Source organism: Micromonospora sediminicola (assembly GCF_900089585.1).
In the GTDB taxonomy this organism is placed as follows: domain Bacteria; phylum Actinomycetota; class Actinomycetes; order Mycobacteriales; family Micromonosporaceae; genus Micromonospora; species Micromonospora sediminicola.
Map to the genome: position 1 here is coordinate 306,144 of NZ_FLRH01000004.1, position 18,417 is coordinate 324,560.

Annotated in this window: 16 protein-coding genes; 10 read left to right on the top strand and 6 right to left on the bottom strand. The window is 73.3% G+C overall.

Annotation, left to right across the window (positions count from 1 at the left end; all coding sequences use genetic code 11):
- Nucleotides 1–3 precede the first annotated feature (3 nt).
- The 3 genes from GA0070622_RS22865 to GA0070622_RS22875 form a co-directional block, all read right to left on the bottom strand.
- Entirely contained in the window at nt 4–846 is an 843-nt protein-coding gene (locus GA0070622_RS22865) for an ABC transporter ATP-binding protein (RefSeq protein WP_091578451.1), read from the bottom strand.
- On the bottom strand, nt 843–1,898 hold the full coding sequence (locus GA0070622_RS22870; RefSeq protein WP_245666739.1) for a FecCD family ABC transporter permease: 1,056 nt from the start codon (nt 1,896–1,898) through the stop codon (nt 843–845). Before GA0070622_RS22870 ends, GA0070622_RS22865 begins: the two co-directional genes overlap by 4 nt.
- Before the next feature lie 86 nt (nt 1,899–1,984).
- Nucleotides 1,985–3,031, bottom strand: coding sequence for a FecCD family ABC transporter permease (locus GA0070622_RS22875; RefSeq protein ID WP_091578453.1), 1,047 nt, complete (start codon nt 3,029–3,031; stop codon nt 1,985–1,987).
- Between the two features lie 120 nt (nt 3,032–3,151).
- Here GA0070622_RS22875 and GA0070622_RS22880 point away from each other — a divergent pair, with 120 nt between their 5' ends.
- Together GA0070622_RS22880 and GA0070622_RS22885 are read left to right on the top strand one after the other, a co-directional pair.
- Nucleotides 3,152–4,084 (top strand): helix-turn-helix domain-containing protein, encoded by a 933-nt coding sequence (locus tag GA0070622_RS22880; protein ID WP_091578456.1) that lies wholly within the window; start codon nt 3,152–3,154, stop codon nt 4,082–4,084.
- Nucleotides 4,085–4,088: 4 nt separating this feature from the next.
- Entirely contained in the window at nt 4,089–4,448 is a 360-nt protein-coding gene (locus GA0070622_RS22885) for a YciI family protein (protein ID WP_091578458.1), read from the top strand.
- Nucleotides 4,449–4,452: 4 nt separating this feature from the next.
- On the opposite strand, the gene GA0070622_RS22890 is transcribed toward GA0070622_RS22885, so the two are convergent.
- Complete coding sequence (locus GA0070622_RS22890) at nt 4,453–4,929, bottom strand: cytidine deaminase family protein (RefSeq protein WP_091578461.1); 477 nt, start codon at nt 4,927–4,929, stop codon at nt 4,453–4,455.
- A gap of 127 nt (nt 4,930–5,056) precedes the next feature.
- On the opposite strand from GA0070622_RS22890, the gene hrpA reads away from it, so the two are divergent.
- The gene (hrpA, locus tag GA0070622_RS22895; RefSeq protein WP_091578463.1) at nt 5,057–9,049 is read left to right on the top strand and encodes an ATP-dependent RNA helicase HrpA; all 3,993 of its coding nucleotides are present in this window, start codon (nt 5,057–5,059) and stop codon (nt 9,047–9,049) included.
- Between the two features lie 153 nt (nt 9,050–9,202).
- Here hrpA and GA0070622_RS22900 read toward each other — a convergent pair whose 3' ends face one another.
- Nucleotides 9,203–9,694 carry an FBP domain-containing protein gene (locus GA0070622_RS22900; protein ID WP_091578466.1) on the bottom strand — a complete coding sequence of 164 codons (492 nt, stop codon included), beginning with the start codon at nt 9,692–9,694 and terminating at the stop codon, nt 9,203–9,205.
- 67 nt (nt 9,695–9,761) lie between these two features.
- On the opposite strand from GA0070622_RS22900, the gene GA0070622_RS22905 reads away from it, so the two are divergent.
- On the top strand, nt 9,762–10,340 hold the full coding sequence (locus GA0070622_RS22905) for a TetR/AcrR family transcriptional regulator (RefSeq protein ID WP_091578469.1): 579 nt from the start codon (nt 9,762–9,764) through the stop codon (nt 10,338–10,340).
- Here GA0070622_RS22905 and GA0070622_RS22910 read toward each other — a convergent pair.
- Nucleotides 10,337–11,269: a LysR family transcriptional regulator gene (locus tag GA0070622_RS22910; protein WP_091578472.1), complete on the bottom strand. Its 933-nt coding sequence runs from the start codon at nt 11,267–11,269 to the stop codon at nt 10,337–10,339. The two genes, GA0070622_RS22905 and GA0070622_RS22910, sit on opposite strands and share 4 nt — an antisense overlap.
- A gap of 35 nt (nt 11,270–11,304) precedes the next feature.
- On the opposite strand from GA0070622_RS22910, the gene GA0070622_RS22915 reads away from it, so the two are divergent.
- The 6 genes from GA0070622_RS22915 to GA0070622_RS22940 all read left to right on the top strand — a co-directional run bounded on the left by GA0070622_RS22915 (nt 11,305) and on the right by GA0070622_RS22940 (nt 18,413).
- Nucleotides 11,305–12,036 carry a succinate dehydrogenase cytochrome b subunit gene (locus GA0070622_RS22915; RefSeq protein WP_091578474.1) on the top strand — a complete coding sequence of 244 codons (732 nt, stop codon included), beginning with the start codon at nt 11,305–11,307 and terminating at the stop codon, nt 12,034–12,036.
- Between the two features lies 1 nt (nt 12,037).
- Nucleotides 12,038–13,972, top strand: coding sequence for a fumarate reductase/succinate dehydrogenase flavoprotein subunit (locus GA0070622_RS22920; protein ID WP_091578476.1), 1,935 nt, complete (start codon nt 12,038–12,040; stop codon nt 13,970–13,972).
- Nucleotides 13,969–14,730, top strand: a complete 762-nt coding sequence (locus tag GA0070622_RS22925) for a succinate dehydrogenase/fumarate reductase iron-sulfur subunit (RefSeq protein ID WP_091578479.1) — start codon at nt 13,969–13,971, stop codon at nt 14,728–14,730. The genes GA0070622_RS22920 and GA0070622_RS22925 overlap by 4 nt, the downstream gene beginning before the upstream one ends.
- Before the next feature lie 328 nt (nt 14,731–15,058).
- Entirely contained in the window at nt 15,059–16,243 is a 1,185-nt protein-coding gene (locus tag GA0070622_RS22930) for a zinc-dependent alcohol dehydrogenase (RefSeq protein ID WP_091578481.1), read from the top strand.
- Nucleotides 16,240–17,187, top strand: coding sequence for an SDR family NAD(P)-dependent oxidoreductase (locus GA0070622_RS22935; RefSeq protein WP_091578484.1), 948 nt, complete (start codon nt 16,240–16,242; stop codon nt 17,185–17,187). Before GA0070622_RS22930 ends, GA0070622_RS22935 begins: the two co-directional genes overlap by 4 nt.
- Nucleotides 17,188–17,267: 80 nt before the next feature.
- Nucleotides 17,268–18,413 (top strand): MBL fold metallo-hydrolase, encoded by a 1,146-nt coding sequence (locus GA0070622_RS22940; RefSeq protein ID WP_091578486.1) that lies wholly within the window; start codon nt 17,268–17,270, stop codon nt 18,411–18,413.
- Nucleotides 18,414–18,417: the final 4 nt, after the last annotated feature.

The following is an 18,417-nucleotide window of genomic DNA, read 5'->3' on the forward strand; positions in this document are numbered from 1 at the left end:
CGCTCAGGCGTCGCCGACGGGGGCGCCGGCCGCGGCCGGCGTGCCGGCCGGAGCGGCCGAGGTCTGGGTGAGGGCGGGCACCACCAGCGGGGCGCCGGTGACCGGGCAGGGCACGACCACGCAGTCGAGCCCGAAGACGTCGCGGACCAGGTCGGCGGTGAGGATCTCGCGCGGCGGGCCGGCGGCCACCACCGCGCCGTCGCGCATGGCGACGAGGTGGTCGGCGTAGCGGGCGGCCTGGTTGAGGTCGTGCAGCACGGCCACCACGGTCCGGCCCCGCTCGGCGCGCAGCCGGTGCAGCAGGTCCAGCACCTCCACCTGGTGGGCCAGGTCGAGGAAGGTGGTCGGCTCGTCCAGCAGCAGCGCGTCGGTGTCCTGGGCCAGCGTCATCGCGATCCAGACCCGCTGGCGCTGGCCGCCGGAGAGCGTGTCCACCGGGCGGTCCGCGAGCCCGGTCACGTCGGCCAGGCGCATCGCCTCGTCGACGGCCCGGCCGTCCTCGGTCGACCACTGCCGCCACCAGCGCTGGTACGGCTGCCGCCCACGCCCGACCAGGTCGGCCACGGTGATCCCCTCGGGCACCAGCGGGCTCTGCGGCAGCACGCCGAGCCGCCGGGCCACGTCCCGGGTGGGCAGGTCGCGGATCGCCGCGCCGTCGAGCAGCACCGCGCCGCGTCGCGGCGTGAGCAGCCGGGCCATGGTGCGCAGCAGGGTCGACTTGCCGCAGGCGTTCGGCCCGACGATCACCGTGAACGCGTCGGCCGGCAGGTCGAGCTCCAGCCCGTCCAGCACGGTCCGACCCTCGTAGCCGACGACCAGGTCGCGGGTGGACAGCAGCGCGGTCACGACCGCCTCCCTCGGGTGCGCAGCAGCACGAAGATCAGGTACGGGCCGCCGATGGCGGCGGTCAGCACACCGGCCGGCAGTTGGGTGGGCGCGAACAGCCGGCGCCCGGCCAGGTCGGCGAGGACCAGCAGCAGCGCGCCCACCAGGGCGGCGCACACCAGTGGCGGCCGTTCCGCGCGGATCAGCCGGCGGGCCACCTGCGGGGCGACCAGCGCCACGAAGTCCACGGCGCCGACCTGGGCGGTGACGGCGGCGGCGGCCAGCACGCCGGTGCCGGCCAACCCGATCCGGCGGGCCACCGGGCGCAGCCCGATCCCCCGCGCCGTGTCGTCGTCCAGGGCCGAGCTGCGCAGCGCCCAACCGGCCCAGAGCAGCACCGGCAGCAGCACCAGGAGGGTGCCGGCGATCCAGCCGGCCTCGGTCCAGCCCTTGCCGGCCAGGGTGCCGATCAGCCAGAGCTGGGCGCGCAGGCCGTCGATCGGGTCGGCGGTGAGCATCACCACCTCGGTGAGCGCCCGGAACGCGAACGCCACCGCCACGCCGGCCAGCACGAACCGCTGCGCGGCCAGGCCGTGCCGGGCGCCGAGCGCGAACACCAGGACGGCCGCGGCCAGCCCGCCGACCAGCGCCGCCGGTGCCACCAGGACCGCCGCCGCCCCGCCGGTCAGCGCCACGGTGGCGGCCAGCCCGGCGCCCTGGGTGACGCCGATGACGTCGGGGCTGGCCAGCGGGTTGCGGGCCACGCTCTGGATCAGGGTGCCGGCCACGCCGAACGCCGCGCCGGCCAGGGCCGCGAGCACCGCGCGGGGCAGTCGCAGGTCGCGCACCACGAGGTCGTACGGGGTGCCCGCACCGGACAGCGAGCGGACCACGTCGCCCGGCGCCACGTACGGCGTCCCCAGCGACAGGCTGAGCACCACCGCACCGCCGAGCAGCAGGAGAAGCACCCCCGCCACGACCACCGGCCGCCACCGGAACGGCACCGCCACCCCCCGAACCCGCAGCAGCGCCTTCCCCGCGAGCGCCCCACCCCGCTCCGGGCGATCTTGCACTTGCGACCCCTCGGGCGGGCGATTCGCCCGCTTCGCCGGGGCAGCAACCGCAAGATCGCGGAGAGGGGGGCGGGGGTGGGGGGCGGTCATGCGGTCACGACCTTGGCGCGGCGGACCAGGATCGCCAGCAGGGGGGCGCCCAGGAGGGCGGTGATGATGCCGGCGGGGATCTCGCCGGGCGGGGAGACCAGGCGACCGGTCACGTCGGCGGCCAGCACCAGGGCGGGACCGAGCAGCGCGGCGACCAGCAGCGTCCACCGGTGGTCGGCGCCGACCAGCGCCCGGGCCAGGTGCGGCACGGCCAGCCCGACGAACGCGATCGGGCCGGCGGCGGCCACCGCGGCGCCGGTGAGCAGCACACCGCCCCCGCCGGCGGCCAGCCGGACCAGGGCGACCCGGTGCCCCAGCCCCCGGGCGACGTCGTCGCCGAGGGCGAGCGCGTCCAGCCCACGGGCGGCCAGCGCGGCGAGCAGCACCCCGGCCAGCACGAACGGGAGCACCTGCCCGGCCACGCCCACGTCCCGCCCGGTGAGCCCGCCGACCACCCAGAAGCGGTACTCCTCGAACGTGCGGGCGTCGATGCTGAGCAGCGCGTACACGACCGCGCCGAGACCGGCGTCGAGCGCGGCGCCGACCAGCGCGAGGGTGACCGGGCTGGCGCCCTCACGGGTGCGGTTGGCGACGGCGAAGACGAGCAGCCCGGCGAGCAGCGCGCCGGCGATGCCGAACCAGACGTAGCCGGTGAGCGTGCTCACGCCGAACACGGCGATGGCCAGCACCACCCCGAAGGAGGCCCCGGCGCTGACGCCGAGGATGCGCGGCTCGGCGAGCGGGTTGCGGGTGACCGCCTGGAACAGCACGCCGGCCAGCGCCAGGGCCAGGCCGACGACCAGGCCGAGCGCGGTACGCGGCAGCCGCAGCTCGCGGACCACCGTGGTCGCGTCGCCGTCGTCCGGGGCCACCAGCGCGTGCCACACCTGGTCCACCGGGAGGTGGCGGCTGCCGAGCGCCAGGCTGGCCAGCAGGGCGACGAGGAGCAGGAGCGCCGCCGCCAGGGTGACCGCGACGCGGCGGGGGGCACCGCGGCGGGCGGGGGCGTCGGCCCGCGCGGGCCGGACGGCGACGGTGGTCACGGGGGTGTTCGCCTCTCGGATTAGGTACGCCTTACCTTAACTGACCTGGTAAGGCACGCCTAACCGGGAACTGTCGATGGGCTTGCGCCTCCACCGGGGGGAGGCGCGAGGCTGGGCGGCATGGACGATGGCGAGCGCTACTCGATCGGCGACCTGGCCCGGCGGACCGGGGTGCCGGTGAAGACCATCCGGTTCTGGTCCGACCGGGGCGTCGTGCCGCCCACCGACCGCGGGCCGACCGGCCACCGCCGCTACGGCCCGGAGGCGGTGACCCGGCTCGACCTGGTGCGGACGTTGCGGGAGCTGGGCGTGGACCTGCCCACCGTGCGCCGGGTGGTGGCCCGGGAGATCACCCTGCCCGAGGTCGCCTCGGCGCACGCGGACGCGTTGACCGCCCAGATCCGCCTGCTGCGGTCACGCCGCGCGGTGTTGACGGTGATCGCCCGGAGGGGTGCCACGCCGGAGGGGGCCGACCTGCTGCACCGGCTGGCCGGCCTGGCCGCGCGCGAGCGGCGGCGGTTGGTCGACGACCTGCTCGACGCCACGTTCGGCGACCTGACCGATCCGGGGTTCGCGGGGATTCGCCGGTCACTCACCCCAGAGCTGCCCGACGACCCGGACGACGGCCAGATCGAGGCGTGGGTGGAGTTGGCCGAGCTGACGCTGGACCCCTCCTTCCGGGCCGGGCTGCGGCGGCTGGCCGAGCAGCACGCGGCCGACCGGGCCGGCGCGGAGGGCGTACGCCGGGACGTGGTCGCGGTGGTCCGGGAGGAGGCGGCCCCGGCGCTGGCCGCCGGGGTCGACCCGGCCTCGCCCGACGCCGACCCGGTCCTCTCCCGGGCGACGGCCCGGTACGCGCGGCTCTGCGGCCGCCCGGACGACGCCGACCTGCGCCGGCGGATGCTGACGCGGTTGGAGACCGCGCACGACCCGCGCCGGGAGCGCTACCTGGAGCTGCTCTCCGTGGTCAACGGCTGGCCGCCGGCCGAGAGCCTGACGCCGGTGCTGGACTGGTCGATCCGGGCGCTGCGCGCCCGGCAGCCCCTACCCTGAGGGCATGCGATTCGACAGGCACACCGTGGTGCTCCTGGTCCGCCCGGACGACGCGCCCGACCTGCCGCAGGATGCCCTCGACCGAATCCAGGACGCGCACCTGGCGCACCAGGCCGGGCTGGTGGAGCAGGGCGCGGTGCTCGCGGCCGGGCCGTTCCTCGACGGCGACGACGAGCGGATCCGCGGCTTCGTGGTGCTGTCGGTGGATCCGGACACGGCGCGCAACCTCTACGCCAACGACCCGGCGGTCAGCGCCGGGCGTCTGGTCGCGCGGGTGACGAGCTGGATGGTGCCGGAGGGCCAGGTCCGCTTCGAGCAGGTGCCGGTCCCCCGGTCGATGCTGGAGGCCGCGGCCGGCGACTGACCGGTCAGTCCTCGGCGGACTGGCGGACGCCGGGCACCACCGGCATCGGCCACACCCCGGTGCGCGGCACGGCGGCCGGCACCTCGACCTGCTGGTCGGCCCAGACGTACGTCTCGGGCAGCAGGTCGGCGATCGGGACGGCGCGCAGCCCGTCCGGCGGCCCGACGATCACCCGGATCGACGGGAAGTAGTCGAGCAGCACCTGCCGGCAGCGCCCGCAGGGCGCGATGACACCGCGCCCCCGGTCCCCCACCGCGACGATCGCCTCCAGCTCGCCGGCGCCCTGGGTCGCGGCGGCGCCCAGCGCCACCACCTCGGCGCACGGGCCGCCGGTGAAGTGGTAGACGTTCACGCCGCTGAACACGCGGCCGTCGGTGCTGCGCACGGCGGCGGCGACGCTGTGGTTGTCGCTGCGGCAGCGGAGCTTCGCGACGGCGGTGGCGGCCTGCACGAGCGCCCGGTCGGTGTCCCGCATGATCATCCCCGCCCCTCGTCGGCTGCGTCGGCGGCAACCCTATCCGGCGGCGACCGCTCGATCCGGGATGGCGCGCCCACCGCCGGTAACCCGGGGGCGGTACGCCGCGCGGCTGCCTATCCTTGGCGACGTCATGCAGAATCCAGCCGTACCCGCCGCCCCCGAGACCGCTCGCGACCTGCACCGTCGCCTCACCCCCCTGATGTTCCGCGACCAGCGCCGGCTCCAGCGGCGGCTCGACGGCGTACGGCGGCTGCGCGACCCGCAGCGGCGGGAGGCGGCGCTGGCCGAGATCGCGACCGAGGTCACCCGGGCCGAGGCGCGGCTCCAGGCACGCCGTGCGGCCGTGCCGACGATCACCTATCCGCCGCAGCTGCCGGTCAGCGAGCGCAGGGACGACATCGCCGCCGCGATCCGCGACCACCAGGTGGTGATCGTGGCCGGCGAGACCGGCTCCGGCAAGACCACCCAGCTGCCCAAGATCTGCCTGGAGCTGGGGCGCGGCGTCACCGGCCTGATCGGGCACACCCAGCCCCGGCGGCTGGCGGCCCGCACCGTCGCCGACCGGATCGCCGACGAACTCGGCACCGAGCTGGGCGACGTGGTCGGCTACAAGGTGCGCTTCACCGACCAGGTGGGCGACAACAGCCTGGTCAAGCTGATGACCGACGGCATCCTGCTGGCCGAGTTGCAGACCGACCGGATGCTGCGGCAGTACGACACGCTGATCATCGACGAGGCGCACGAGCGCAGCCTCAACATCGACTTCATCCTCGGGTACCTGCGGCAGCTCCTGCCCCGCCGGCCCGACCTCAAGGTGGTCATCACCTCGGCCACCATCGAGACCGACCGGTTCGCGAAGCACTTCGCCGACGCCGACGGCAACCCGGCGCCGGTGGTCGAGGTGTCCGGGCGCACCTACCCGGTGGAGGTCCGCTACCGGCCGCTGGTCGAGGTCACCGAGGCCGAGGAGGACGAGGCCGACGAGGAGAACGTCCGGGACCAGATCCAGGCCATCGGCGACGCGGTCGAGGAGCTGGCCGCCGAGGGGCCCGGCGACATCCTGGTGTTCCTCAGCGGCGAGCGGGAGATCCGGGACACCGCCGACGCGCTGGGCAAGCTGGTGCAGTCCAAGCGGTCGCTGCTCGGCACCGAGATCCTGCCGCTCTACGCCCGGCTCTCCACCGCCGAGCAGCACCGGGTCTTCGCCGCGCACAGCAACCGCCGGGTGGTGCTGGCCACCAACGTCGCGGAGACCTCGCTGACCGTGCCCGGCATCAAGTACGTGGTCGACCCGGGCACCGCCCGGATCTCCCGCTACTCCAGCCGGCTCAAGGTGCAGCGGTTGCCGATCGAACCGGTCTCGCAGGCCAGCGCCAACCAGCGCAAGGGCCGCTGCGGGCGTACCTCGGACGGCATCTGCATCCGCCTCTACGACGAGTCCGACTTCGACTCCCGCCCCGAGTTCACCGACCCGGAGATCCTGCGCACCAACCTGGCCTCGGTCATCCTCCAGATGACGTCGATCGGGCTCGGCGACGTCGCGGCGTTCCCGTTCATCGACCCGCCGGACCGGCGCAACGTCACCGACGGCGTCAACCTGCTGCACGAGCTCGGCGCGCTCGACCCGGCCGAGACCGACCCGGCGAAGCGGCTCACGCCGCTGGGCCGGCGGCTGGCCCAACTGCCGGTCGACCCCCGGCTGGCCCGGATGGTGATCGAAGGGGAACGCAACGGCTGCGCCACCGAGGTGGTGGTGATCGCCGCCGCGCTCTCCATCCAGGACCCGCGCGAACGCCCGGCCGACAAGCAGGCCCAGGCCGACCAGGCGCACGCCCGGTTCGCCGACAAGGAGTCCGACTTCGTCGCGTACCTGAACCTGTGGCGGCACCTGCGGGAGAAGCAGCGGGAGCTGTCCTCCAGCGCGTTCCGCCGGATGTGCAAGGCCGAATACCTCAACTACCTTCGGGTACGCGAGTGGCAGGACATCGTCAGCCAGCTGCGGCAGGTCCTGCGTACCTCCGACAAGGGTGAGGGCCGGCGCGGCGCCGGCGCCGACCTGCCGGAGGAGATCGACACCCCGAAGGTGCACCAGTCGCTGCTGCCCGGCCTGCTGTCGCACCTCGGCCTCAAGGACGCGCAGAAGCACGAGTACCTGGGGGCGCGGGGCGCGAAGTTCGCCATCTTCCCCGGGTCGGCGTTGTTCAAGAAGCCGCCGCGCTGGGTGATGGCCGCCGAGCTGGTGGAGACGTCCCGGCTCTGGGGCCGGGTGGCCGGGCGGGTCGAGCCGGAGTGGGTCGGGCCCCTCGCACAGCACCTGGTCAAGCGCAGCTACAGCGAGCCGCACTGGGAGAAGAAGCAGGCCGCGGTGATGGCCTACGAGAAGGTCACGCTGTACGGCATCCCGCTCGTCACCTCCCGCAAGGTGAACTTCGGGCGGATCGACCCGGTGCTGAGCCGGGAGCTGTTCATCCGGCACGCCCTGGTCGAGGGCGACTGGCAGACCCACCACCAGTTCTGGCGGGACAACCAGAAGCTGCTGACCGAGATCGAGGAGCTGGAGAACCGGGCCCGGCGCCGCGACATCCTGGTCGACGACGAGACCATCTTCGCCTTCTACGACCAGCGGATCCCCGCCGACGTGGTCTCCGGCCGGCACTTCGACTCGTGGTGGAAGAAGACCCGCCGGGAGCAGCCCGACCTGCTCACGTTCACCCGCGACCTGCTCGTCAACGACGGCCGGGGCGGGGTGGACGAGGAGGACTACCCGGACGAGTGGCGGGCCGACGGCGTCACGCTGCCGCTGACGTACACGTTCGACCCGACCGCGCCCACCGACGGCGTCACCGTGGACATCCCGCTGCCGCTGCTCAACCAGGTGCCGGCGGAGAGCTTCGACTGGCAGGTGCCGGGGCTGCGCGAGGAACTGGTCATCGCGCTGATCCGCTCGCTGCCCAAGCCGGTCCGGCGCAACTTCGTTCCGGTGCCCGACTACGCGCGGGCCGCGCTCGCCGCGATCACCCCGGGCGAGGAGCCGCTGCTGGCCGCGCTGACCCGGCAGCTGCGCCGGATGACCGGGGTGACCGTCCCGCCGGACGCGTGGGACCTGAGCCGGCTGCCGGCGCACCTGCGGGTCACCTTCCGGGTGCTCGGCGAGGACGACAAACCGGTCGCCGAGGGCAAGGACCTGCCGGCACTGCAACGCGAACTGCGGCCCAAGGTACGCCAGGTGGTCGCCGCCGCCGCGCCGGACGTGGCCCGCAGCGGGCTCACCGGGTGGACGATCGGCACGCTGCCGCGCACCGTCGAGCAGGTCCGCGCCGGCTTCGCCGTCACCGCGTACCCCGCGCTCGTGGACGAGGGCGCGACGGTCGGGGTCAAGGTGTTCGACTCCGCCGGCGAGCAGGAGGCCGCGCACTGGGCGGGCACGCGGCGACTGCTGCGGCTGACGCTGCCGTCCCCGGCGAAGTTCCTCCAGGGACGGCTGAGCAACGAGGCGAAACTGGCGCTGTCCCGCAACCCGCACGGCGGGGTGCCGGCGCTGATCGAGGACGCCACCGGCGCCGCCATCGACAAGCTCATGGCGGACGCGGGCGGCCCCGCCTGGGACGCCGGCGGCTTCGCGGCGCTGCGCGAGCGGGTCCGCGCCGACCTGGTCGACACCGTGGTCGAGGTGATGAACCGGGTCCGGCAGGTGCTCGCCGCCGCGTACGCGGTCGAGCAGCGGCTCGGGGCGACGCGCAACCTGGCCGTGGTGGCCGCGCTGGCCGACATCCGCCAGCAGCTCGGCGGCCTGGTGCACGCCGGCTTCGTCACCGAGGCCGGCTACGCGCGCCTACCCGACCTGCTGCGCTACCTGACCGCGATCGAGCGCCGGATGGAGCGGCTGCCCGGCAACCCGCAGCGGGACAAACAGCAACAGGACCGGATCGCCGTGGTGCAGAAGGAGTACCAGGACATGCTCGCGGCGCTGCCCCCGGCCCGGCGCGGCTCGACGGCCGCGCGGCAGATCCGCTGGATGATCGAGGAGCTGCGGGTGAACGTCTTCGCCCAGGCCCTCGGCACCCCCTACCCCGTCTCGGAACAGCGCATCTACCGCGCCATGGACGACGCCGAAGCCCGCTGACCCCGCTCCCCCGCTCCCCCGCCCGCCCGCCCGCCCGCTTCGTCGATCTTGCACTTGGTGCCCCCGATACCGGGTCATTCGCACCCTTTGCCGGGTCAGCAAGTGCAAGATCGACGCGGGCAGGGACGCGCGCGCCGGGGCCCCGGGAAGGGGTCAGGTGGTGACGCGGGTGATGAAGGCGGTGAGGTGTGAGCGGGTTCTCTCGACCTTCTCCTCCAGGGTCAGGGACTCGGGTAGGCGGGCGCCGGGGCCGGCGTCCTTGCGGCCCCGCACGTACAGGGAGCAGGCGAGGTCGTCGCAGAGGTAGATGCCCACCGAGTTGCCCTGCTGCCCGGCCTTGCCCGCCTTGCGCGCGACCATCAGGCTCACGCCGCCGACCGGGTTGGTCAGGCACACCGAGCACATGGTGCGGCGTTGCCGCCCGGGCCCGGGGCTCGGGCGACGCAGGGCGAGGGCGACCGGGCGGCCGTCCGGGACGGCGACGAGGTAGGCGCGGTCGAGCGCCTGCGGATCTCGCCAGCCGAGGAAGTCGAGGTCGTCCCAGGGGCGGGTGCCGAGGTCGCGCGGGACGTGCAGTCGCTTCGCCTCGCCCTTGGTGCAGTTCACGAAGGCGGCACGGATCTCGGGTTCGGTCAACGGGGTCATACAACCGAGGGTAATTTTCCTAAAGGTATTAGGCAAAGGCATAATGAGTCGTGGTGAGAGGAGACTCATGGCCCGTGCGGGACTCAATCGAGGGCGACTGATCCAGGCCGGGGCGGAGCTGGCCGACGAGGTCGGCTTCGACCAGGTGACCGTCTCGGCGCTGGCCAGACGGTTCGGCGTCACGGTCGCCAGCCTCTACTCGCACGTGCGCAACTCGCACGACCTGCGGGTCGGGATCGCGCTGCTCGCGCTGGGTGAACTCGCCGACGAGGCCACCGACGCGCTCGCCGGGCGGGCCGGCAAGGAGGCGCTGACCGCCTTCGCGAACGTCTACCGCGACTACGCCCACCGACATCCGGGCCGCTGGACCGCGGCCCAGCTCCGGCTCGATCCGGAGACCGCCGCCGGCAGCGCCGGCTTCCGGCACTCGGCGATGATGCGGGCGATCCTGCGCGGCTACCACCTGCCCGAGCCGGACCAGACGCACGCCGTCCGCCTGCTCGGCAGCGTCTTCCAGGGTTTCGTCGGCTTGGAGATGGGGGGCGGCTTCGACCACAGCGCCCCCGCTCCGCCGGAGAGCTGGGAGCGGGTGCTGGACGCCGTCGACGCCCTGCTGCGCACCTGGCCCACGACGGACGCCACCTAGGCCAGCGGCTCCACGCCGGGCGGGAGTTCGTCGGTGGCGGTGGCGTCGTGGACGTACTCCAGCAGGATGCGACGCAGCTCGCGACCGGCGTGGGTGGGCACCACGTCGCGGCGGCGGGCCACCGCGATGGTCCGGCGGACGCCGGGTGGGACGAGCCGGGTCACCCGGATGCCGGGCCGGCGGGCCACCACGATGCCGGGGACCAGCGCGACGCCGAGGCCGGCCTCGACGAAGCTGAGCACGGCGTCCATCTCCCCGCCGTCCACCGAGAGGGTGGGCTCGAAGCCGGCCGCCCGGCACGCCTGGAGCGTGGCGTCGCGCAGGTCGTAGCCCTCGCGGAACATCACCAGGGGCTGGTCGCGCAGGTCGGTGATGCGCAGCTCGCCGGCGGGCGAGGCACCCGGGAGCGGGTCCACCGAGGCGACCACCAGACTCTCCCGCAGGATCGGGTCGGCGCGCAGCCCCGGGTCGGTGCCGGCGGCCGGCATGATGATCAACGCCAGGTCGAGGTCGCCGCGCAGCAGGTCGCGGACCAGGTCCTGGGAGCCGCCCTCCTCGACCCGCAGGTCGACGGTGGGGTGGGCGTCGCGGAACCGGCGCAGCACCGGGGGCGCCAGCGAGGTGGCCAGACTGGGCGTGGCGCCCAGGCGGACCCGACCCCGGCGCAACCCCACCAGCTCCTGCACCTCGCGGGTCGCCGTGTCGACGTCGGCGAGGATCCGCTTGGCCAGCGGCAGCAGGACGTCCCCGGCCGCGGTGAGCGTGATGTTGCCCCTTACCCGCTCGAAGAGCGGGGCCCCCAGGTCGGTCTCCAGGGCGTGAATTTGCTTACTCAACGAGGGCTGGGTTATGCCGACCAGATCGGCCGCTTGGGTGAAATGTCGTACTTCTGCGACCGCTACGAAGTACCGGAGCTGATGGAGCTGCATCTACATAGCTTACGGCTATCAAGACTGCGATTTCGATGCATTGGACGCCTGATCGAAGTGCTCCTAGCGTCGGTCGTGTGGTAATCACGAAAACTCGGTCGCCCATCCGCTCGAACGTCGGCCTCAAGGCCGTCATGGCGGTGACGGGCATCATCCTGGTGCTGTTCCTGATCCTGCACATGCTCGGCAACCTGAAGATCTTCACGGGCGAGACCTCGTTCGACCACTACGCGCACTGGCTCCGGGACATCGGCACGCCGCTGCTGCCGACCACCTGGTTCCTGTGGATCCAGCGCACGGTCCTCACGGTGGCGGTGCTGGCGCACATCGGGGCGGCCACCGTGCTCGCGATGCGGGCCCGTGCCGCCCGACCGGTGGCGTACGCGCACCGCCGCAAGATCCACGTGAACTACGCGGCCCGCACGATGCGCTGGGGTGGTGTGATCATCCTGCTCTTCGTGATCTACCACATCCTGGACCTGACCACCGGTCACCTGAACCCGCAGGGCGACTCGTCCAACCCGTACGGCAACGTGGTCGCCGACTTCGCCCCGGGCCGCTGGTACGTCACGCTCTTCTACACGCTCGCCATCGTGACGCTCGGCTTCCACCTGCGCCACGGCGCCTTCAGCGCGTTCCGCAGCCTCGGCCAGCAGACGCCGAGGGGCGAGCGCCGGGCCCGCGCCGCCGCGCTCGTCTTCGCGGTGCTGCTCTGCGCCGGCTACCTGGTGGTCCCGTTCGCCGTACTCACCGGATTGGTGGACTGACATGGATCTGTACACCGAGGGCGACCCGATCGCCGACACCCGCGCCCCGGACGGCCCGATCGAGACCCGGTGGGACCGCCACCGGTTCGAGATGAAGCTGGTCAACCCGGCCAACCGCCGGAAGCTGACCGTGATCGTGGTCGGCACCGGCCTGGCCGGCGGCTCCGCCGCGGCGACCCTGGCCGAGCAGGGTTACCACGTCAGGTCCTACTGCTACCAGGACAGCCCGCGCCGGGCCCACTCGATCGCCGCTCAGGGCGGCATCAACGCCGCCAAGAACTACCGCAACGACGGCGACTCGGTGCACCGGCTCTTCTACGACACGGTCAAGGGCGGCGACTTCCGCTCCCGCGAGTCGAACGTGCACCGGCTGGCCGAGGTGTCGGTCAACATCATCGACCAGTGCGTCGCCCAGGGCGTCCCGTTCGCCCGCGAGTACGGCGGCCTGCTCGACACCCGCTCGTTCGGCGGCGCGCAGGTGCAGCGCACCTTCTACGCCCGGGGGCAGACGGGCCAGCAGCTGCTGCTTGGCGCGTACCAGGCGCTGGAGCGGCAGATCGGCCTGGGCAACGTGGAGATGAACTCCCGCCACGAGATGCTCGAGCTGGTCATCGTCGAGGGCCGGGCCCGCGGCATCGTGGTCCGCGACCTGGTCACCGGCGAGATCAGCACCGAGATGGCGGACGCGGTCGTGCTCGCCTCCGGCGGTTACGGCAACGTCTTCTACCTCTCCACCAACGCCAAGGGCTGCAACGTCACCGCCTCCTGGCGGGCGCACCGCAAGGGCGCGTACTTCGCCAACCCCTGCTACACCCAGATCCACCCGACCTGCATCCCGGTCTCCGGCGACCACCAGTCGAAGCTGACCCTGATGAGCGAGTCGCTGCGCAACGACGGCCGGGTGTGGGTGCCCAAGGCCAAGGGCGACGACCGCAGCCCGCGGGACATCCCGGAGGACGAGCGGGACTACTACCTGGAGCGGATCTACCCCTCCTTCGGCAACCTGGTCCCCCGCGACATCGCCTCCCGCGCCGCGAAGAACGTCTGCGACGAGGGACGCGGCGTCGGCCCGACCGGGCTCGGCGTCTACCTGGACTTCGCCGACGCCATCGATCGGCTCGGCCGCAAGGCCATCGAGGCCAAGTACGGCAACCTGTTCGAGATGTACGAGCGGATCACCGGCGAGGACCCGTACCAGGTGCCGATGCGGATCTACCCCGCCGTGCACTACACGATGGGCGGCCTCTGGGTCGACTACGACCTCCAGTCGAGCATCCCGGGCCTGTTCGTGATCGGCGAGGCCAACTTCTCCGACCACGGCGCGAACCGGCTCGGCGCCTCGGCGCTGATGCAGGGCCTGGCCGACGGCTACTTCGTGCTGCCGAACACGCTGGCCAACTACCTGGCCGCGAACCCGGTCGAGAAGATCGACGCCAGCCACCCCGAGGCGGTCGCGGCGCGCACCGAGGTCGAGGAGCGGCTGAGCCGGCTGCTCGCGGTCAACGGCGACCGCACGGTGGACTCGTTCCACCGGGAGCTGGGCCAGATCATGTGGGAGCACTGCGGCATGGAGCGCTCCGAGGCCGGGCTGCGCAAGGCGATCGACGAGATCCGCGCGCTGCGCGAACAGTTCTGGCAGCGGGTACGCGTGCCGGGCGACGGCGAGGGGCTCAACCAGTCGCTGGAGAAGGCCGGCCGGGTGGCCGACTTCTTCGAGCTGGCCGAGCTCATGTGCATCGACGCGCTGCACCGCGAGGAGTCGTGCGGCGGCCACTTCCGGGCCGAGTACCAGACCCCGGACGGCGAGGCGCAGCGCGACGACGACCGCTTCGCCTACGTGGCGGCCTGGGAGTACACCGGCACCGGTGAGCCCGTGCTGCACAAGGAAGACCTGACCTTCGAATACGTCCACCCCACGCAGCGGAGCTACAAGTGAACCTGACCCTGCGCATCTGGCGCCAGACGGGCCCCGAGGACAAGGGTCGGATGGTGAGCTACCCGGTGCAGGACGTGTCCCCCGACATGTCCTTCCTGGAGATGCTCGACGTGCTCAACGAGCGGCTGATCCTCGACGGCGAGGAGCCGGTCGCGTTCGACCACGACTGCCGCGAGGGTATCTGCGGCGCGTGCAGCCTCATGATCAACGGTGAGGCGCACGGCCCGCAGCGCGGCACCACCGCCTGTCAGCTGCACATGCGGCAGTTCTCCGACGGCGACACGATCGACATCGAGCCCTGGCGGGCCCGGGCCTTCCCGGTCGTCAAGGACCTGGTGGTGAACCGCAACGCCTTCGACAAGATCATCGCTGCCGGCGGCTACGTGACCGCGCCGACCGGCAGCGCCCCGGAGGCGCACTCCACCCCGGTGGCCAAGGCCAACGCGGACGCCGCCTTCGAGTCGGCCGCCTGCATCGGCTGCGGCGCCTGCGTGGCGGCCTGCCCGAACGGCTCCGGCATGCTCTTCACCGCCGCCAAGATCACCCAGCTCTCGCTGCTGCCGCAGGGCCAGCCCGAGCGCTACACCCGGGTGATCGGCATGGTGGACGCGCACGACGAGGCCGGTTTCGGCGGCTGCACCAACATCGGCGAGTGCGCCGCGGCCTGCCCGAAGGGCATCCCGCTGAACACCATCGGCCGGCTCAACCGGGACTTCCTCAAGGCGACCACGAAGCGAGCCGGCACGCCCGGCTCCTGACCCGACGCTCCACCCGACCGCCGCGCTCCGCACCGAGGGGCGCGGCGGTCGGCGTTTACCCGGGTCCCCCGCGGTCCCCCTTCGACTGCCTTTCGAGCTGAGTGGTTTCTGATATCGCCCACCGACAGGTCTGCCCGGCGAGCCCGACGCGCCAGTCGGTCGGCGCACCGGCGGTGAGTCGTTTCTGATATCAGCTCGAAAGGCAGCGCGACCCACACCCCCGGCGCCCGCGTGGCACGCCACACCCGACCCCTCCCGACGGCGCCGGTTCAAGTCGCTCCTCTCGGGTAGCAGTCCCATGGACGGCACCGAGAGGGGACATTCAGGCATGAAGGCACTCACCTGGCACGGCAAGCGGGACGTTCGCGTGGAGGACGTTCCGGATCCCCGGATCGAGGAGCCGACCGACGCGATCGTCCGGATCACCTCGACCGCCATCTGCGGCTCCGACCTGCACCTGTACGAGGTGCTCGGGCCGTACCTGAAGCCCGGCGACGTGCTCGGGCACGAGCCGATGGGCATCGTCGAGGAGGTCGGCCCGGGCGTGACCCGGCTCAAGAGGGGCGACCGGGTGGTCGTCCCGTTCAACATCTCCTGCGGCTCGTGCTGGATGTGCGAGCGGCAGCTCTACGCGCAGTGCGAGACCACCCAGGTGACCAGCCAGGGCAAGGGCGCCTCGCTGTTCGGCTACACGTCGCTCTACGGCTCGGTCCCGGGCGGCCAGGCCGAGTACCTGCGCGTGCCGCAGGCCCAGTTCGGCCCGATCAAGATCCCGGACACCGGGGCCGACGAGCGGTGGCTCTACCTGTCCGACATCCTGCCCACCGCCTGGCAGGCGGTGAAGTACGCGGACACCCCGCCCGGCGGCACCCTGGCCGTGTTCGGTCTCGGCCCGGTCGGGCAGTTCAGCGCCCGGATCGGCCGCCACCTCGGCGCCGGCCGCGTGATCGGCCTGGACCTGGTGCCGGAGCGGCTGGAGATGGCCCGCCGCCACGGCATCGAGGTGCTCGACGTCAGCCAGCTCGACGACGTGCCCGGCGCGCTCATCGACCTGGTCGACGGGCGCGGTCCGGACGCGGTGATCGACGCGGTCGGCATGGAGGCGCACGGCGCGCCGCTGGGCAAGGTCGCCCAGACCGCCGCCGGGCTGCTGCCGGACAAGCTGGCCCAGGCCATGACCGACAAGGCCGGCGTGGACCGGCTCGTGGTGCTGCACGCCGCGCTCAAGGCGGTCCGGCGCGGCGGCACCGTCTCGATCTCCGGGGTGTACGGCGGCGAGCAGGACCCGATGCCGCTGATGGAGATGTTCGACCGGGGAATCCAGCTGCGCATGGGGCAGTGCCACGTGCGGCGCTGGGTCGACGAGATCATCCCGCTGTTGGAGGGCGACGACGACCCGCTGGGCGTCGAGGACCTGCGGACCCACCGGCTGCCGCTGGCCCAGGCGCCGCAGGCGTACGAGATGTTCCAGAAGAAGGAGGACGGCTGCGTCAAGGTCGTGCTCGCACCGTGACCCGAACCGTGGTCGTCACCGGCGCGACCAGCGGGATCGGCCGGGCGGCGGCCCGGGAGCTCGCGGGCCGCGGGGACCGTCTGGTCCTCGCGGCCCGCTCCCCCGAAACCCTGGAACAGGTACGCCGGGAGTGCGCCGACGCGGGCGCCGCGGACGTCCGGATCGTGCCGACCGACGTGACCGCCCCGGACGCGCTCGGCACCCTTGCCGCCACCGCGATCGCCGAGTTCGGCCGGATCGACGTCTGGGTGCACACCGCGGCCGTGATGGCGTACGGGCGCTTCGAGGAGATCCCGGCGGAGGTCTTCGACCAGGTGGTCCGGACCGACCTGCTGGCCGCCGCCGGGGTCGCCCGGGTGGCGTTGCGGCACTTCCGGGCGACCGGGGGCGGCACGCTGATCCTCACCGGATCGGTGCTGGGACACATCACGGCGCCCTACATGAGCGGGTACGTGACCAGCAAGTGGGGGCTGCACGGCCTGGCCCGGGCGTTGCAGCAGGAGTCGCGGGACCTGGACGGGGTGCACGTCTGCCTGGTCACGCCGGGCAGCGTCGACACGCCCGTCTACCAGCAGGCGGCGAACTACCTCGGCCGGATCGGCCGGCCCCCGCTGCCGATCACCACCCCGGAGCGGGTGGCCCGGGCCATCGCGCACTGCGCCGACAAGCCCCGCCGGGAGATCTCGGTGGGCCGGGTCAACCTGGTCATGCGGTTCGGCTTCACCGCGCTGCCGGCCGTCTACGACGTGCTGGTCGGGCCGCTGATGCGGATCGGCGGGCTCACCGGACGCCCGGTGCCGCCGACGGACGGGGTGGTGTTCGCACCGAACCCGGCCGGTGAGGCGGTCCGGGGCGGCTGGCTGCCCGACGTGTCGCGGGTGGTGCGGTCCGTCGGCGACGCCACCGCCACTGTCGGCTCGGCCGTCCGTCGGCGGCTGCGCTGAGCCGCGGCGGGTCGGTCGTCCGCACGGACCGGCGCGGGGGTGGATACCGTGTACTGCGGGACACGGCGGAGGGGACGACCATGCGCACACCAGCGGAGCGGGCACCGGAGCGGGCGAGCGGCGGGCGGGCCTGGCGGATCGCCGGGCTGGCGGCCGTCGCCGGCCTGGCCTGGGCGGCGCGGGACATCCCGGCCCAGCTCGGTGGCCGGCTCAGCGGCGCGCGGGCGGAGCGGGCGGCCCGGTCGCCGCGGTTCCGCGACGGCACGTTCCACAACCCGGCCGGCACCAGCGCCACCATGGTCGCCGACCCGGGCCGCAACCTGGTCCGGGAGCTGATCTTCGGCAAGCAGAAGCGGCGGCCCGACAGCGCCGTGCCGCTGCTGCGCCCGGCCGATCCGGCGCCGGGTGACCCGGCCCGCGAGCTGAACGCGATCTGGTACGGGCACGCGTCGACGCTGGTGGAGATCGAGGGGCACCGGGTGCTGCTCGACCCGGTCTGGAGCGACAGGTGCTCGCCGTCGGCGCTGGTCGGCCCGCGGCGCATCCACGAGCCGCCGGTCCGGCTGGACGAACTGCCCCCGCTGGACGCCGTGCTTATCTCCCACGACCACTACGACCACCTCGACATGGACACCGTGCGCGGGCTGCTCGCCCACCAGTCCGCGCCCTTCCTGGTGCCGCTCGGCGTCGGCGCCCACCTGGACCGGTGGGGCGTGCCGGAGGAGCGCATCGTCGAGCTGGACTGGTCGGAGAGCCACCGGGTCGGCGGGCTCACCGTCACCGCCACCGCCGCCCAGCACTTCTCCGGGCGCGGGCTGCGCCGCGACGGCACGCTCTGGAGTTCCTGGGTGGTGGCCGGCGCGCACCGGAAGGTCTTCTACACCGGTGACTCCGGCTACTTCGACGGCTACGCCGCGATCGGCGCCGAGCACGGCCCGTTCGACCTCACGCTCATGCAGATCGGGGCGTACGACCGGGCCTGGCCGAACATCCACATGTTCCCCGAGGAGGCCGTCGCCGCCCACCTCGACGTCCGCGGCGAACTGCTGGTTCCGGTGCACTGGGGCACCTTCAACCTGGCCCTGCACGACTGGTCCGAGCCGGTGGACCGACTGTGGGCCGAGGCGAAGGCCCGGGACGTCCGGCTGGCCGTGCCGCGCCCGGGCGAGCGGGTAATGGTCGACGAGCCGCCGACGGTGGACGGCTGGTGGCAGGCGATCGCCTGACGCG